Origin of the sequence: Acinetobacter sp. YH12233 (assembly GCF_013417725.1) — a bacterium.
Lineage (GTDB): Bacteria > Pseudomonadota > Gammaproteobacteria > Pseudomonadales > Moraxellaceae > Acinetobacter.
The window spans coordinates 36834-52992 of record NZ_VPDK01000002.1 but is presented as its reverse complement, the minus strand read 5'-3'; the positions used below and the strand labels follow the sequence as shown (position 1 = coordinate 52992).

Annotated in this window: 17 protein-coding genes, 5 tRNA genes and 1 other RNA gene; 14 read left to right on the top strand and 9 right to left on the bottom strand. The window is 45.0% G+C overall.

The annotated features are described in order from the left end of the window. Positions 1-66 precede the first annotated feature (66 nt). Positions 67-693, top strand: a complete 627-nt coding sequence (locus FTV12_RS01660) for a CatB-related O-acetyltransferase (RefSeq protein ID WP_166137831.1) — start codon at positions 67-69, stop codon at positions 691-693. Here the strand turns inward: FTV12_RS01660 and FTV12_RS01655 are convergent. From FTV12_RS01655 to coaD, 5 genes are all read right to left on the bottom strand, one after another. After that, on the bottom strand, positions 677-1399 hold the full coding sequence (locus tag FTV12_RS01655) for a hypothetical protein (protein ID WP_166137866.1): 723 nt from the start codon (positions 1397-1399) through the stop codon (positions 677-679). The genes FTV12_RS01660 and FTV12_RS01655 overlap by 17 nt on opposite strands. A 122-nt stretch (positions 1400-1521) precedes the next feature. Beyond that, positions 1522-1598 (bottom strand) — tRNA-Met (locus FTV12_RS01650). Between the two features lie 72 nt (positions 1599-1670). After that, positions 1671-2048: RNase P RNA component class A (gene rnpB / locus FTV12_RS01645), an RNA gene on the bottom strand. A 26-nt stretch (positions 2049-2074) separates the two neighbouring features. Next, positions 2075-2338 (bottom strand): YfhL family 4Fe-4S dicluster ferredoxin, encoded by a 264-nt coding sequence (locus FTV12_RS01640; protein WP_034581081.1) that lies wholly within the window; start codon positions 2336-2338, stop codon positions 2075-2077. A gap of 1 nt (position 2339) precedes the next feature. Continuing rightward, positions 2340-2831: a pantetheine-phosphate adenylyltransferase gene (gene coaD / locus FTV12_RS01635; protein ID WP_004784820.1), complete on the bottom strand. Its 492-nt coding sequence runs from the start codon at positions 2829-2831 to the stop codon at positions 2340-2342. A 138-nt stretch (positions 2832-2969) separates the two neighbouring features. Between coaD and smpB the strand changes: the two genes are divergently transcribed. Further along, positions 2970-3446 carry an SsrA-binding protein SmpB gene (gene smpB, locus FTV12_RS01630; RefSeq protein ID WP_004784822.1) on the top strand — a complete coding sequence of 159 codons (477 nt, stop codon included), beginning with the start codon at positions 2970-2972 and terminating at the stop codon, positions 3444-3446. Between the two features lie 52 nt (positions 3447-3498). Here smpB and FTV12_RS01625 read toward each other — a convergent pair whose 3' ends face one another. From FTV12_RS01625 to rluD, 3 genes are read right to left on the bottom strand one after another with little or no spacing between them, the layout of a single operon-like run. Further along, positions 3499-4059 (bottom strand): flavodoxin family protein, encoded by a 561-nt coding sequence (locus FTV12_RS01625; RefSeq protein WP_180033442.1) that lies wholly within the window; start codon positions 4057-4059, stop codon positions 3499-3501. A gap of 40 nt (positions 4060-4099) precedes the next feature. Continuing rightward, entirely contained in the window at positions 4100-4840 is a 741-nt protein-coding gene (gene pgeF, locus FTV12_RS01620; protein ID WP_180010598.1) for a peptidoglycan editing factor PgeF, read from the bottom strand. Positions 4841-4881: 41 nt separating this feature from the next. Next, positions 4882-5934 (bottom strand): 23S rRNA pseudouridine(1911/1915/1917) synthase RluD, encoded by a 1053-nt coding sequence (gene rluD / locus FTV12_RS01615; protein ID WP_004784827.1) that lies wholly within the window; start codon positions 5932-5934, stop codon positions 4882-4884. 71 nt (positions 5935-6005) lie between these two features. On the opposite strand from rluD, the gene FTV12_RS01610 reads away from it, so the two are divergent. Then, positions 6006-6998, top strand: coding sequence for an outer membrane protein assembly factor BamD (locus tag FTV12_RS01610; protein WP_180016906.1), 993 nt, complete (start codon positions 6006-6008; stop codon positions 6996-6998). 196 nt (positions 6999-7194) lie between these two features. Further along, complete coding sequence (locus tag FTV12_RS01605) at positions 7195-9099, top strand: DNA primase (RefSeq protein ID WP_180016904.1); 1905 nt, start codon at positions 7195-7197, stop codon at positions 9097-9099. A 71-nt stretch (positions 9100-9170) separates the two neighbouring features. On the opposite strand, the gene hemA is transcribed toward FTV12_RS01605, so the two are convergent. After that, positions 9171-10454 carry a glutamyl-tRNA reductase gene (hemA, locus tag FTV12_RS01600; RefSeq protein ID WP_180016902.1) on the bottom strand — a complete coding sequence of 428 codons (1284 nt, stop codon included), beginning with the start codon at positions 10452-10454 and terminating at the stop codon, positions 9171-9173. Between the two features lie 78 nt (positions 10455-10532). Between hemA and FTV12_RS01595 the strand changes: the two genes are divergently transcribed. The 10 genes from FTV12_RS01595 to pth all read left to right on the top strand — a co-directional run bounded on the left by FTV12_RS01595 (position 10533) and on the right by pth (position 16106). Then, entirely contained in the window at positions 10533-12236 is a 1704-nt protein-coding gene (locus tag FTV12_RS01595; protein ID WP_180016900.1) for a tetratricopeptide repeat protein, read from the top strand. Between the two features lie 16 nt (positions 12237-12252). Beyond that, positions 12253-12831 (top strand): lipoprotein insertase outer membrane protein LolB, encoded by a 579-nt coding sequence (lolB, locus tag FTV12_RS01590; RefSeq protein ID WP_159123461.1) that lies wholly within the window; start codon positions 12253-12255, stop codon positions 12829-12831. A gap of 21 nt (positions 12832-12852) precedes the next feature. Beyond that, positions 12853-13683, top strand: a complete 831-nt coding sequence (gene ispE / locus FTV12_RS01585) for a 4-(cytidine 5'-diphospho)-2-C-methyl-D-erythritol kinase (RefSeq protein WP_180033460.1) — start codon at positions 12853-12855, stop codon at positions 13681-13683. Further along, a tRNA-Gln gene (locus tag FTV12_RS01580) sits at positions 13682-13756 on the top strand. Before ispE ends, FTV12_RS01580 begins: the two co-directional genes overlap by 2 nt. A 26-nt stretch (positions 13757-13782) precedes the next feature. Continuing rightward, positions 13783-13857: transfer RNA gene (locus tag FTV12_RS01575), tRNA-Gln, on the top strand. 20 nt (positions 13858-13877) lie between these two features. Further along, positions 13878-13952, top strand: a tRNA-Gln gene (locus FTV12_RS01570). A 91-nt stretch (positions 13953-14043) separates the two neighbouring features. Next, a tRNA-Gln gene (locus tag FTV12_RS01565) sits at positions 14044-14118 on the top strand. A 36-nt stretch (positions 14119-14154) separates the two neighbouring features. Beyond that, the gene (locus tag FTV12_RS01560) at positions 14155-15108 is read left to right on the top strand and encodes a ribose-phosphate pyrophosphokinase (RefSeq protein ID WP_004784839.1); all 954 of its coding nucleotides are present in this window, start codon (positions 14155-14157) and stop codon (positions 15106-15108) included. Positions 15109-15208: 100 nt separating this feature from the next. Continuing rightward, a complete protein-coding gene (rplY, locus tag FTV12_RS01555) occupies positions 15209-15505 on the top strand; it encodes a 50S ribosomal protein L25 (RefSeq protein WP_004784841.1) in 297 nt (98 codons plus the stop codon). 19 nt (positions 15506-15524) lie between these two features. After that, positions 15525-16106, top strand: a complete 582-nt coding sequence (gene pth, locus FTV12_RS01550) for an aminoacyl-tRNA hydrolase (protein WP_180010592.1) — start codon at positions 15525-15527, stop codon at positions 16104-16106. The last annotated feature ends 53 nt before the right edge of the window (positions 16107-16159 follow it).

The following is a 16159-nucleotide window of genomic DNA, read 5'->3' as shown; positions in this document are numbered from 1 at the left end:
GGATTGTTCTCCAGCTTGAAGATCAATTCGCTATAATGACGCATTAATTGTTATTGAATCCTAGTTATGGCTGAAAAGTTGATTAATTCCCCTGTGAACCATTGGTGTGAGTTCGAATTCCTCTCCAAAACGGTGAAGAATCCAAATATTCATATTAAGGGCAATTACAGTTATTACTCAGCCTATTGGGATCAAGGTTTTGAGCGTTGTGTGGTGCGTTATCTGCATGATAAGCCAGCTACACCAGAGAAGCCGATTGACCAGCTTTATATCGGGAATTTCGTCTGTTTTGGCGCAGAATGCGTAATTATGATGGGTGGTAACCAGTTACACCGAACAGACTGGATTTCTGCGTTTCCATTCGATACACGTAGTTTTGTGCCTGCAGGTGATACAGTCATTGGAGATGGCTGTTGGATTGGCTCACGTGCCATGATTATGCAAGGTGTAAAGCTCGGTGAAGGTGCTGTGGTGGCAACAGGTGCTGTCGTCACAAAAGACGTTCCACCTTATGCGATTGTAGGTGGCGTGCCTGCGAAAATTATTAAATATCGCTTCCCTGAAGAAGATATTAAGAAACTACTTTCTCTAAAGCTCTATGACTTAGATGAAAAGCAGTTTTTAAAAATGCGTGAGCAGTTGCAAACGGATGATGTTAGATCACTGCTACATGCCTTTACTGCGCTTGAATAAAAGGGATTAACGCCAAACTCCGCTGTTTATATTCGTCGATTTTATTATTCTTAAGCCAGTTTATATTCAAATAACTTAAACGCCATTCATAATAAGCCAATCCTACATCTCTATAGCTGATCTTAAGTACGGTCTCCTTCTGATCATCACAATAATTATTCTTTTTATCTTTCATATCTTTGTAGCAGGAAAGTCGATTCTGGTATTCGTAAAAAGGTAAATGCTCGAAGACCAGTTTTGTCTTTCCTTTTGGAAGTAATTGAATAAACTGTGCATTCTGTTCACCTGCATCATTTGAAACCCAGCCATGAATTAAGGCAATAGCATAACTATGCCGATAGAGTGGGTATAAGGCAGGATATATAAATTCTATACCACTCTTATCCTCTTCAAGCGCATAAACCTGTTGATACCTGGTTAGATCCCAATAATCAACGATTTGATACTTTCCAAGATGTTTTGAAAGCTGAATCATTTGTAAATTTTCATTAATTAAATAATATTTTTCAGCTTCAGCAATTTTAACTACCCAAAGTTTTGCACCACTCTCATCACAACTAAGTTTTATTTTCTGACAAATTGATCGTATTTCTGCTTTGGAAATACTTTTTTCTTTAAAAGGAAGTGACTTAATTGAATCTGCAGCAAAAACAGGTAAAGCAATAAAGAAAATCAGAGTTGATAGCATTAAATTTTTAATCATCATACATATTCTTGTTATTTGTTTTATTTTAACTATTGTAAGGCTTTTTAGATTTTTAACCAATGAAGCCACAAAACATTAGCTATAAAAAAAACCCACTCAATCGGAGTGGGTTTTTCAGAATATGGTGGCTATGACGAGACTTGAACTTGTGACCCCCGCATTATGAGTGCGGTGCTCTAACCAACTGAGCTACATAGCCTTAAACTGTGCGCGCATTATGGGTTTTTCTGTTTAGAACGTCAAGCCCATATTGTGCTGATTGATCAAAATTTGGTGAAGTGAGCCGATAAGCCGGGTTCTGTCGAGAACGATCATTCCTCTAGGCGTACAATCACTCATACGCTCAAGCGACCTACCCGGATCCAGCATGGGCCATGCCTAAAGGATCCCTATTTGGTCTTGCTTCCGGTGGGGTTTACCATGCCATGAACTGTTACCAGCCATGCGGTGCGCTCTTACCGCACCCTTTCACCCTTACCTCCGATTCCGATTGCTCAGAACCATAATGAAGGCGGTCTACTCTCTGCTGCACTTTCCGTCGGCTCACGCCGCCCAGGCGTTACCTGGCACCTTGCCCTATGAAGCCCGGACTTTCCTCCCCTGCTTCAATCACGGAGATCTCCACAGCAGCGATCGTCTGGCTCACTTCGAGCCGCATAGTACCAAATCTGGCGACTAATTGCTTGATGTTTTTTGAGCAGTCAGTTTTTCATACTTGGCCTGAAGCTCCTCACGGGTCTCGGCATGGTTCGGATCAAGCGGGATACAGTCCACAGGACAAAATAACTGGCACTGTGGTTTGTCGTGATGTCCGACGCATTCTGTACATAAGTCCGGGTTAATTTCATAGATGACGTCACCCATAAAAATTGCCTCATTCGGACAGACAGGTTCACAGACATCACAATTGATACATTCATCGGTGATATATAAAGACACTCTACCAACCTTGCTGAAGTTTACGCTCGAAGGCTTCAACCACGTTTGGCGGAACAAACTTGGTCACATCACCTCTTAAACGAGCAATTTCACGCACCAATGTGGATGAAATAAAAGAATATTGCTCTGAAGGGGTTAAAAATACCGCTTCAAAATGAGAATCCAGTTGACGGTTCATGTTGGCCAGCTGGAATTCATACTCAAAATCGGACACTGCACGTAAACCACGTAATACCGCTGTAGCATTCTGCTCGCGGAAGAAGTTCACCAGCAGGCCATCAAATCCTACAAATTCAACATTGTTCAAATGGCTTAATGACGTTTGGGCCAGTTCAACTCGTTCTTCCAGACTAAATACCGGGTTTTTGTGATGTCCGATTGCAATTGCAACTACAACTTCATCAAACATCTTTGCTGCGCGGGTCACCAAATCAATATGGCCATTGGTGATCGGATCAAAAGTTCCCGGATAAATTACACGAGTTTTAGTCATCCATTTGTACTCTGTTTATTGTGTAAGTTTCCATTTTAACAAAATCTTCATTTTTTAGTGAAGAAACTCCATCAATTTAAACACTTCAACTCAATAAAAGTTACGGTACAATAGCTACAACTTTGGAAGTGTCTGATTATGGCGAAAGCAACTGTAGTTAAAAAAAATAACGGCGGAACGATTGCTCTGAACAAACGTGCCCGTCACGATTATTTTATTGAAGAAAAATTTGAAGCTGGGCTTTCCTTGCAAGGCTGGGAAGTAAAATCCCTGCGTGCCGGTCGTATGAGTATTGTGGAGAGCTATATCACCTTTAAAAATGGTGAGGCGTTCCTGTTCGGCGCACAGATTCAGCCTTTACTGAGTGCATCTACCCATGTTGTCCCTGAAGCAACGCGTACCCGTAAACTGCTGCTGAAACGCCGTGAAATTGAAAAACTCATGGGCGCGATCAACCAGAAAGGTTATTCCTGTGTACCACTGGCCTGTTACTGGAAAGGCCCGCATGCCAAGCTGGAAATTGCGTTGGTAAAAGGTAAACAGTTACACGACAAACGTGCATCTGAAAAAGACCGTGACTGGCAACGTGATAAAGCGCGTATTTTCCATAAATAATGCCAGCAATAAAAAAACCTCCAATTGATGGAGGTTTTTTTTATGGATCGAATTAGGCTTTCAGATTCAGACGGGACAGTGTCAAGGCAATATATTCACCAAACCAGATCGCGGTTTGTAAATCCCCTTCCGGTGGTGTCACTTCAACAGGCGCATTATCAGATTGGGTCATGAGACCCAGAAAGCTCGACATCCGATTCAGATCGGTCACTGCACGTCCTGTCGGCATTAATGGTAAGCCACTCCACAACATGCCATGCTGCATGGCAAATAAGTTGATTTGCTGCAGGACCGCCAACTTGTCGCCACTGAGTCCACCACCATTGGTAAAGGCTGCAGCCAGTTTACCCTGCCAGCTACGTGCCAGCCAGCGCTTGGACGACTGCTCCATAAATAACTTCATGGCAGAAGTCAGACTACCCATATAGGTCGGACAGCCAAATACAATTGCATCGGCAGCGTCCAACACCTCCCAATCCACCTGTTCCACATTCATCATATGCACCTGGACACCAGTTTTTTGTGCGCCTTCGGCAATGAAGTTTGCCACTTTAGCCGTGTGTCCATAAGGACTGTGATAAACAATCGCAGCAGATTGGGAAGATAGGGACATAACAATCAAAAACCAAGAATTTCAATCAAGTTTAACATTTTCATGCCATAAACACGAATGTTGCCATGCGTCCGGTTTTGGCTTCACGGCGATAGGAAAAATATTCATCCGCCTGACGATATGAACACTGATCGCCACCTAGAACAGTCTCAACACCCTGCTGCTGTAAGATGTAACGCGCAATCGCATACAGATCCGCATAGTATTTTCCGGCCTGTTCCCCTGCCTGAAATGCACTGTCCAGTTCAGGATATTTGGAACAGAAAGCTTCTTTTACTTCTGAGCCAATTTCAAAACAAGGCTGGCTGATCGCTACACCGAGCCACGCCCAGGTAGGCTTGGATTGCATCGCGGCAATGGTATTTTCAACGATACCGCCTGCCAGCCCACGCCAACCCGCATGCAGATTGGCTACTTCAGTGCCTTCAGCATTACCCAGTACCACAGGTAAGCAGTCTGCCGTCATCATCATCAAGGCATGGGCCTTGCGCTGTGTGACCAGGCCATCGCCGACCAATGCCTCGAAAGGCATCTGCTCATTGATGGTATGACAAATGGTGCTATGCGTCTGTGTCATCCAGGTAATTTTGTCCACACCAAAAGGCTGGAAGTCTTTCAACAGCTGGATGCGATGCTTCTGTACACGTGCAGCATCATCATTGACATGCAAAGCCAGGTTAAAGCCGGCCAGTTCTGGCTGGGCTGAAGGCTGTACCTGTTCATGATGAACACGGGTCTGACCCACATAAACGCCTTGAGGCAAACCTTGTACAAATTGCATGTCGCTTCCCTTTTTTTAATGACTGCTAATAGAATGAAAAATTAATAGGCCTTGTTTTCGCTACGCAGCACTTCAACCAGATTGGCGAAGTCTTCTGGCCACGGCGCATTAAAGGTCATTTCTTCTTTGGTACGTGGATGTTTCAGGCCTAGAGTCGCTGCATGCAGTGCCTGACGTTTAAAACCACGCAAGGTGTCATCCAGCAATTGCGAAGCACCGGCTGGCATACGCACACGTGGCATATAGACCTGATCACCCACCAGACCATAGCCCAGGTAGCTAAAGTGCACACGAATCTGGTGCGTACGACCGGTTTCCAGACGTGCCTGAATACGGGTGAAATGCTGGAAGCGTTCTTTCACATTGTAGTGCGTCACCGCTTCCTTACCGCCTGGCAGGACTGCCATTTTCACACGATCCACTGGATGACGTTTAATCGGTTCATCAATGGTACCGCCGGCAATGATGTTGCCATATACGATCAGGTCATACACACGGTAGACGGTCTTTTTCTCAAGCTGCTTGCTAAGCGCAAACTGCGCTTCCAGATTTTTAGCGACAACCAATAGACCACTAGTATCTTTATCGATCCGGTGCACTAAACCTGCACGCGCCAGTTCAGAAGATTTCGGATAATGATGCAGCAAGGCATTGACCAGTGTACCAGTCATATTGCCTGCACCCGGATGTACCACCATGCCCACTGGTTTGTTAATGACAATGATGTCATCATCTTCATAGACGATATCCAGTGGAATATCTTCAGGCAAGCTACGGGTTTGTGCCTCCAGTTCAACGTTTAAAGTCAGGGTTTCAAAGCCGTCACTTTTAAATTTCGGCTTAACTGGTTGACCATTCACTAATAAATTGCCGTCTTTGATCCATTGCTTGAGCTTTTCTCGAGAAAAATCGCTCCAGACCATGGCCGCAATCTGGTCGATACGTTGCCCGATATAACTTTCATCCAATTGAAATTGCAACGATAAACGTGTTGCAGTTGCGTCTGAAGTATGGTTATCTGCATCCTCAGAATCTTCAAGTAAATTGAAATCAGTATCAGGGATATTAGAATTGGAAGATTGTGCTTGACTCATTTGCTCATTCAGACAAAAGTGGTTTAATAGTGCAATTGTAGCTCATTGCCCGTATTAACAGAGGAATTTTTATGTCGCTACCACATTATAAAATGACAATGCTTGCTATGACGTTAGGCATTGCATCGGCAATGGTAGGCTGTAGCAGTAATCCAAAAAAAGAAGTCGTGGACAAAGGTCCAGAATCTAGCGAACAGGTTTATATCCAGAAAGCACAGAACGCGCTAGATCGCAAACAATATACTGATGCAGCAAAACAGCTCGAAGCACTGGAAACCTATTACCCAACCAGCCAGTATGCACCGCAGGCGCAACTGGAACTGCTGTATGTCAAATTCCAGCAAAAAGATTATGAAGGTGCTGTTGCACTGGCAGAACGCTTTATCCGTCTGAATCCGCAACATCCAAATGTCGACTATGCTTACTATGTCCGTGGCGTAGCGAATATGGAGCAGAACTATAATGGCCTGCTACGTTATACCTCACTAAAACAGTCACACCGTGATGTGAGCTACCTGAAAGTAGCTTACCAGAATTTTGTCGATTTCATTCGCCGCTATCCATCAAGCACCTATGCAGTAGACGCTGCACAACGTATGAAGTTTATCGGTCAGGAACTGGCAGAAAGCGAAATGAATGCGGCCCGTTTCAATATCAAGCGTAAAGCATATCTGGCTGCTGTTGAACGTGGTTTATGGGTAATTGAACACTATCCACAAACGCCACAGATTCCAGAAGCGCTGGCAACCGTTGCTTACGGCTATGACAAACTAGGTGATAAAGCCACAGCACAGCAATATATCGAAGTACTGAAACTGAACTATCCAGGTCTGGTGAATGCTGATGGTACTGTGAACCTGCGTGCAGCACGTAGTGAAGGCAGTTTCTTCAACCGTGCGACTTTGGGTATTTTCGGTAAAGAAGCCAAAACCGTGACCGATACGTCTAGCCAATCATCTGAAGACCAGTCAGAAAAACGCAGTCTGACCAATCGCATGACTTTCGGTTTACTCGATCGTCCTAAAACTAATGAAACTGAGCTACCTGAACCGATTGCTGAATAAGCCGACTCTCGAAGGTGCAATTTCCTCAAGGGCAAGTTATCATACTTGCCCTTTTGCATTTTCTGAGCAATGCTTGAACAAATTGTGCAAACAGGTTATACCAATTAATTCATTTATAGCGTTGGATGAATCATCCTACTCTTAATTTTCAATGATTTAACACCTAAATAACGCAGCACGAGAAGCTTAGCAAACCATGGCCATTCCTCAGCATACGATTGATCAGATTCTCGATCGCACCGATATTGTCGATGTGATTGGTCAATACGTGAAACTAAAAAAAACTGGCCGTACTTATTCGGGCTGTTGCCCTTTCCATCAGGAAAAATCGCCTTCTTTCCACGTCTACCGTGACAAGCAGTATTTCCACTGCTTTGGCTGTCAGGCCAATGGTAATGCCATTCGCTTTTTAATGGATATTGGCAGCCGCAATTTCATTGAAGTGATGAAAGATCTGTCCAGCCAGACCGGAATTGAACTGCCTAAAGACAATAAAGATTCCAACCGCTTAAAATACAAACGCGAAGCTAAACCAAAACCGGTTGCAGCATCACCAGCAAAAACTGCGGATACATCTACAAATCCGACGCCTGAACAGTCTGCTTATTTTGATCCATTTGCTGAAATTCAGACACCTGAAGCTGAATTTTATACAGATGATCCTTTTGCTGCTTTTGAGCAAATGCCTACAGCAGAAGCACAAGCAGATGGCAACTTATATGACTTGCTGGAAAATATTGCGCAGTTTTATGAGCGTCAGCTACCCAACAGTCCAAGTGCCCAGCAATATTTTAAACAGCGTGGTCTGACCGCAGAAACGATTGCCTACTGGCGACTCGGTTATGCACCGGAAGACTGGCAGCATCTGGAAAAAGCCTTCCCGCAGGATATTGAAGGTCTCAAACTTTTAGGTCTGATTCGTACCAGCGACAGTGGCCGGGATTTTAACCTACTCCGTGACCGTGTCATTTTTCCGATTCGGGATAGTAAAGGCCGTGTGGTCGGTTTTGGTGGTCGTGCACTAAATGACGAAATTAAACCAAAATACATCAACTCACCCGATTCAGAAGTTTTCCATAAAAACCAGTTATTGTATGGGCTGTATGAAGGTCGCAAGCAGAAAGCTCAAGACTGGCTGATGGTGGAAGGCTATATGGATGTCATTGCCTTGCAGCAATATGGCATTCATGGTGCAGTGGCTACTTTGGGAACAGCAAGTAATACTGATCACCTAAATATTCTGTTCAAGCAGAATAACCGGATTACCATTGCTTTTGATGGTGATGCGGCTGGACAAAAAGCGGCACGCCGTACTCTGGAAATTGCTCTACCCTTACTGAACGATGGGCGTGAGCTAAAATTCTTTGTTCTGCCGAATGACCATGACCCCGACTCCCTGATTCGTCGTGAAGGTATTGAAAATTTCCGCCGTCTGCTGGATCAGGCACCGTTGCTCTCTGACTTTGTCTTTGCCCATCTCACCCAGAACCACAACATTGCAACGCCTGAAGGTAAAAGTCAGGTGATGGGAGAGCTACGTCAGCTAACCGAATTATTGCCAAAAGCTGGCTCATTCCGTTATCTACTACAGCAGTTCTTTCGGGAAAAACTCGGTTTTAGCCGCAAATGGCAACCCAAAGTCAATAATGACGCCTCTCTAAGCTTTAGCACCAAAATTGATGCCGAAGAGTATGTCATTGCGATTCTGTTGAATCATCCATATCTGTATATTCATTTTGAACCATTACGCGCACTGGTCAGTGAAGATCAGCTGTTGTTCAAGATTCTGAATATATTGAATGTGATTTTTGATGAATTGCCGGATGATCCGGAATTGTCGACCTATTATGTACTCGGTGCCTGTGCTGCACATCATCATGAGTTACAGCATATCCTGCAACATGCCAATGTCAGTGATTACACCTCTTCTCCTGAGCAGGCAGACAAACTGGCGGCAGACTTCTCGATCAAGCTGCAATATCAGTGTCTACAACACAAATTAAAATCGAAAAAGTTTAGTAGCATCGCGGAGATGAAAAATCTCAAGATGCGGATTTATGAAATTGATAAAAAACGTTCCATGACCTTACTCGAAGATTAAAAATCATGAAAATAAAAAAGGCGTTTATTTTAAACGCCTTTTAAATATCGGAAAGTTATCCCGACATCATCTTAATGTTTAACCTTACGGCGATGCTGAACCACGTCCTGCAAACTGTTCTGTAGCATTTCAAAATAGCTTGGATCTTCAGCTTTGGCAGCTTCACGCAGCATGATTGAGGTCGGATGCAGAAGTTTTTGGGTCAAACGATGCGAAAATTCGGCCAATACTGTTTCAGCACTTTCACCTTTAGCGATGCGTTGCATAGCGGTTGCCAGTTCTTCCTGACGTAAGCTTTCCCCATAATCCCGGTAAGCATGAATCGTACTACCCGCCTCACTCACCTTCTGCTGGGTGATCAACTCAGTCGCCAGTTGATTGACCATCACTTCCGCTTCGACCGCTGCCTGACGACGCTGCGCCAGGTTTTCATCAATCACGCTTTGCAGATCGTCCACGCCATAGAGATAAACTCCATCCAGCTTTTCAACTTTTGGATCAATATCACGCGGTACAGCCAGATCGACCAACAGCATCTGCTGGTAACGGCGCTTCTTTAAGGCAGCTTTGACATCCGGATAGTGAATGACTTGATGCAAACTACCGGTACAACTAGAAATCACATCTGCACGATGCAGGTTTGCTGCCAGTTGATCAAAGTCAATAATTTCTACATCTGCACGGTGGGCAATTTCCTGCGCCAGATTCTCTGCACGAGCACGAGTCCGGTTACAGATAATGATTTTTCCGACGCCCATTTCTGCCAGATGTTTGGCCACCAGACTGTTCATTTCCCCGGCGGCTACCACCATCACAGTCAACTGCTCAGGTCGGCTAAACACTTGCAATGCTAATTGCGCGACTGCATAACCCATTGAGACTGCATGACTGCCGACTGCTGTTTCCGAGCGCACACGCTTAGCTGCATAAAAGGCATATTCAAAGATACGATTCAGGTTTTGCGAAACGGTTTTAGATTCTTTGGCAAGAGAGAGTGCGGTTTTGACCTGTCCCAGAATCTGCGGTTCACCAAGCATCAGGGAGTCGAGACCACTGGCGACACGCATCAGATGAGTGACGGCTTGCGCATTCTGATAGCAATAAACATGATTCTGTAATTGCTTGGGATCAATACCATTGGTCTGGGCGAGCCAGTTTAGCACCATGTCGACATTGTCCGACATCGCGTAAACTTCGGTCCGGTTACATGTAGACACCACCACCATATCATTCAGTACAGGGTGCTGGCTTTGCTCGGCAAGTAAAATGCTTAACTTTTCAGGGTTAAAAGCAATCTTTTCGCGCAGCTCTACAGAGGCAGTTTGATGGTTGACACCCAATGCAAAGAAAGACATATCAGGTCATCATTTCACTAAATTTATGCTATTGTGCAACATCGGTGTCATAAAAAGCATTACTTGGATAAAGAAAAATTGCGTCTAACAACTAGCCGTATAAACGGCCCTACCATTAAGCAATATTCTACCACATTCTTGCTGGTGGTTAGCATGGCTTCAACTGCTCATCTTTATGCAGCAGAAGCAGTTTACCATGCAAATCAAAATTATGATGCGATAAAACAAAGTATGATAGCCGAGTTCGCACTCGCCTATCGCGATATTCCAAACGCTTTACACAACTATACTGTGCTGGCCATTAAAAGCAATTCCACCGCGGTTAAACAGCGCGCACTCAATATCGCCCTCGAACATGAAGACCTGAATGCAGCGCTGGATATTTCTACCCACTGGGTCGTTCAAGAACCACAGGATGTGCCGGCATTATTCTATCTGGCGCATATTGCCTTAAAAGCGCATGAGTACGAACTGGCGGCAGAAACGCTGGAAAAGATCCTGAAAATTGATGATAACGCCGATCTGGAAGAAATTCTGGCCGGGATTGCCCCGGATGAGCCGGATGACCGTGAATATTTAATTCAGGCTCTAAGTACTAGCAAAGCCAAAGACAATCCTTCGATTCTGGTGCTGGTCGCCGGTCTGGAAGCACAAAAAGGTCAGCTAGAACAGGCTCTCAATACCATCAACCGCGCCTTAAAAAAACGTCCAAAGTCGACTGGTTATATCCTGATGAAAGCCAATCTGTTGGCGGCATTGGGTGATGATGCGGAAACGCTGAAATGGTACGAGAAAGCCAGTCGTAAACATCGCAACAACATGGATATACGTCTGGCTGAGGTCAAATACCTGATCAAGCTAAATGAAGCTGAAAAGGCCTTACAGAAACTAGAAACGATCCTGAAAAAATCACCACAACACGAAGAAGCACTGTTTATTGCCGGTCTGACCAGTATTGACCTGCAGCAATATGAACGAGCTGAAAAATACCTGGTTGAGCTCCGTTATTCGGCTCAGTACCAGAATGAAGCCTATTACTATCTGGCGGTCAATGCAGAACGCAAACAGCATTATGAAACCGCCAAGGCGTATTACCGCCTGGTGGATGGCAGCCTGTATACGGTCTCACGACGCAATATCATTGCGATCTTTGCCGAGCAGGATAAACTGCATGATGCACTGCGCTTTCTGACTCAGGAACGGGTCAATTATCCGCAACATGCCAGTTTCCTGTATCTGGCTCAAGCGGATATTCTGAAACGCATGAATAATAAGAACGCAGCGATCCGAATTCTGGAAGAAGCCAGCAAAAACCTGCCGGATGATCCGGAACTGGTCTATGCTCAAGTCTTGTTGTTAGATCCGCATGAAGATCGTGATCAACTGGATCAGTTGTTAAAAACCCTGCTTAAAATCGAACCGAATAGTCCAACCTATCTGAATGCTTATGCCTATACGCTGGCCCGTCAAAATCGCCATCTGGATGAAGCACGGCGCTATGCTGAACAGGCACTGGAATACGCACCAGAACAGGCTTCTATTCTGGATACCTATGGCTATATCTGTTATTTGCAGAATGACTTTGCTACGGCTGCCCAAGTGCTGCTTAAAGCCTATGAACTGAATCCAAGTGCGAAAATTGGCGTCCGTTATGCACGTTCGCTTTATATGAAAGGTGATCTACAACAATTCCATCAAGTGTTACAACAATTACAACAAAACCATCCAAATGACCCAGAATTAAACCAACTTAATTCGCTATTGTTAGCACCACAATCCTGAACGAGTCCATTCTTTTATGCGCAACATAAGTACTTTAGGCTGCTGTTTCCTTGCTTCTACTGCCCTATTCATGAGTGGTTGTCAGCAGATGGTGCAGCAAAAAGCGCCTGTCACGCCATCGGTACAGGCTGAAAACCAGTTCCAGCTGCAAGGTAAAATCGGGGTACGTACACCTCAGCAAAGCGGTAGCGCCTTTTTTACCTGGGTTCAGCAGCAAGAAGAATTTGATATTGAACTAACTGGTATCTTAGGTGCCGGAAAAACCCAGATTTCAGGTACTCCTGGCCAAGTGACTTTGAATAGTGCCAAAACCGGCCTGATCAAGGCAGCAACGGCAGAAGAACTATTGCAACGTGCAACCGGCTGGCAAGCCCCGATTAGTCATTTAGTTGATTGGGTACAGGCACGTCCCGCGACTCAATCTGCCCAGATCCAGAAAGACAGCTCACAGCGTATCAGCCAGATTATTGAACAAGGCTGGACGGTAGATCTGAGTTATAACCAGCAGGCAACTGTTCCAAACCGCTTGATTTTAAAGCAGTCACTTGAGAATGGGGGTGAAAACCGTATTACAATGGTGATTCAAAACCGTTAACTGGTCTGACGCAAGCTTATGATGATTCGTGTTCCCGCACCTGCAAAACTGAATTTGTTTCTCCATATCACCGGTCGCCGTCCGGATGGTTATCACGAGCTGCAAAGTATCTTTCAGTTGATAGATTTGTGTGACTGGCTAGAGTTTGAGCAAACAGATGATCAGCAGATTCAGATTGAAGGTTTGTCCTCAGTCGATCTGGAACAGAATCTCATCTATCGTGCAGCGCAGATTTTGCAGCCTTATACCAAAACGCCTTCTGGTCTGATCATTCGACTAGAGAAGAATATTCCCATGGGTGCAGGTCTTGGTGGTGGCTCATCCAATGCAGCAACGACCCTGATTGTGCTGAACCAGTTATGGCATTGTGGCTTAAATTCTGAGCAACTGGCAGAGCTCGGCGTCAAGCTGGGCGCGGATGTGCCTATTTTTGTTCATGGTCGCAATGCCTGGGCTGAAGGTATTGGTGAACACTTAACATTCATAGACTTAGATCAAAAACAGTTCATTGTGTTAAAACCTGACTGTTTTATCAGCACTCAACAGCTTTTTTCACAAAAAACGTTGACAAGAGACACGAAGCCCTCTAAATTTTGCGCCTATCAGATAAAGCCATCTGATTTCGGAAATAACTTTGAGCCAGTGGCAAGAAGCCTATATCCAGAAGTCGATGAGGCAATGCAATATCTCGATCAATTCGGTGTTGCAAAGCTTACAGGTACAGGTGCTTGTGTTTTTATCGAAGTAACTGATGATATGAATGTGACCGACATTCTTGAGAATGCACCATGTAAATCTTACTTGGTGAACAGTCTACAAGAATCGCCATTACATCATTTCAAGGTTCAATAGGGGTATCGCCAAGTGGTAAGGCACCGGGTTTTGATCCCGGCATCCGTTGGTTCGAATCCAGCTACCCCTGCCATTATTCACCTGTAGATGTACTGTATTAGGGGTATCGCCAAGTGGTAAGGCACCGGGTTTTGATCCCGGCATCCGTTGGTTCGAATCCAGCTACCCCTGCCATCTTACAGTTCATCAAATCTAGGGGCGTCGCCAAGTGGTAAGGCACCGGGTTTTGATCTCGGCATCCGTTGGTTCGAATCCAGCCGCCCCTGCCATTTTCTCGAAAAAAGACAGAACATCATTTGCTGTAAGACTGTTAATTTACCTTGACACAATACCGCAAAAATATTAAAGTTCTGCCGCATTAGGGGTATCGCCAAGTGGTAAGGCACCGGGTTTTGATCCCGGCATTCGTTGGTTCGAATCCAGCTACCCCTGCCATCTACTTCCATACATACCAACCGCCAAGGGTGCTTCATGCCCAATCTTGTCGTTTTTAGTGGAACCGCGCATCCACAATTCGCTCAAAAAGTCGTAAGTCACTTACATATTCCTCTAGGCGCTGCCTCTGTAGGCCAGTTCTCTGATGGCGAAATCGCTGTTGAGATCACTGAAAATGTTCGTGGTAAAGACGTATTCATCGTACAACCTACTTGTGCACCGACCAACGATAACCTGATGGAAATCCTGGTTATGGCTGACGCGTTACGCCGTGCAAGTGCTGGTCGTATTACTGCCGTGATTCCTTACTTCGGTTATGCCCGTCAAGACCGTCGTCCCCGTTCAAGCCGTGTGCCGATTACTGCAAAAGTTGTTGCAGATATGCTGACCACTGTAGGTATTGACCGTGTGGTGATGATTGACCTTCACGCTGACCAGATCCAAGGTTTCTTCGATATTCCTGTAGACAACATCTACGGTACGCCAGCCCTGCTTGCTGATTTACGCCAACAACAGCATCATAACCTGATGGTTGTTTCTCCTGACGTAGGTGGTGTAGTTCGTGCTCGTGCTGTTGCGAAACAGATGGGTGATATCGACCTGGCGATCATCGATAAACGTCGTCAAAAAGCGAATGAATCACAAGTGATGCATTTGATTGGTGATGTGAAAGATCGTGACTGTGTGATCGTTGATGACATGGTGGATACTGCTGGTACGCTTTGTAAAGCTGCTGATGCGTTGAAAACTTTCGGTGCCCGCAAAGTAGTTGCTTACGCGACTCACCCAGTATTATCTGGTAAAGCACTTGAAAATCTGAAAAATTCTGTGATCGATGAGTTGGTAGTTACTGACACCATCCCTCTTTCAGAAGAAGCTTTAGCTCTTGGCAAGATTCGCCAGGTTTCAGTTGCAAGCATGGTTGCTGAAACAATTCGTCGTATCAACAACGAAGAATCTATTAGCGCAATGTTCGATTCTTATCTATAATAGTGCGCTGAATTTCCAAAGCCCTGCCATTTGGCGGGGCTTTCTATCACCGGATCGGTCGCAGGTCCGGTTCATTTAAAACTTAAATAGGATGTCTATCATGGCAAACTTCGTATTAAACGCAGAAGCACGTGAAGTAGCACAACAAGGGAAAGGTTCGAGCCGCCGCCTTCGTCATGCTGCTAAAGTTCCAGCGATCATCTATGGTGGCGAAGCTGCTCCTGTAGCTGTTTCTCTTGAACTTCGTCAGCTTGTTAAATTCTTAGAAAGCAACTCATTCTTCGAAGAAGTAATCGAAATTGATGTAAACGGTAAAGTTGAAAGCGTTAAAATCCAAGCGTTACAACGTCACCCAGCTAAAAACACTCCAATGCACGCTGACTTCAAACGCGCATAAGTGTTAATGGTGTAGATTAGTGTCAAATATTTCACTGATTGTAGGTTTGGGCAACCCAGGTTCTGAGTATGCTCAAACCCGCCATAATGCAGGCTTCTGGTTTGTAGAACGCCTTGCAGATCAATATGGCATTAACCTTAAAAAAGACCCTAAATTCAATGGATTCAGCGGTCGTGGCAATATCGAAGGTCAAGACGTCCGTCTCCTTCTACCTACAACATTCATGAACCTTTCCGGTAAAAGTGTTGTTCCTTTCGCCAAATTCTACAATATCGCACCCGAATCAATCCTGATTGCCCATGATGAACTGGATATGAATCCAGGCATTATTCGCCTGAAAACTGGCGGTGGTCATGGTGGACATAACGGTTTACGCGATATCGTGCCGCATATCGGTCCGAACTTTCATCGTCTACGCATTGGTATTGGTCACCCAGGTTCTAAACACCGTGTTTCTGGTCATGTCCTGAGTAAAGCACCAAGCAGTGAACAAGAGTTAATGGACGATGCAATTGCCCATGCACTTGCTCGCGCCAAAATGCTGGTGAACGGTGAAGTACAACAGGCAATGAATCAAATCAATGCTTATAAACCGAACTAAACATTCATAAATTGCTGGACAATTCCGCTTGCCTTGCTGGCCATTTAGGCGCA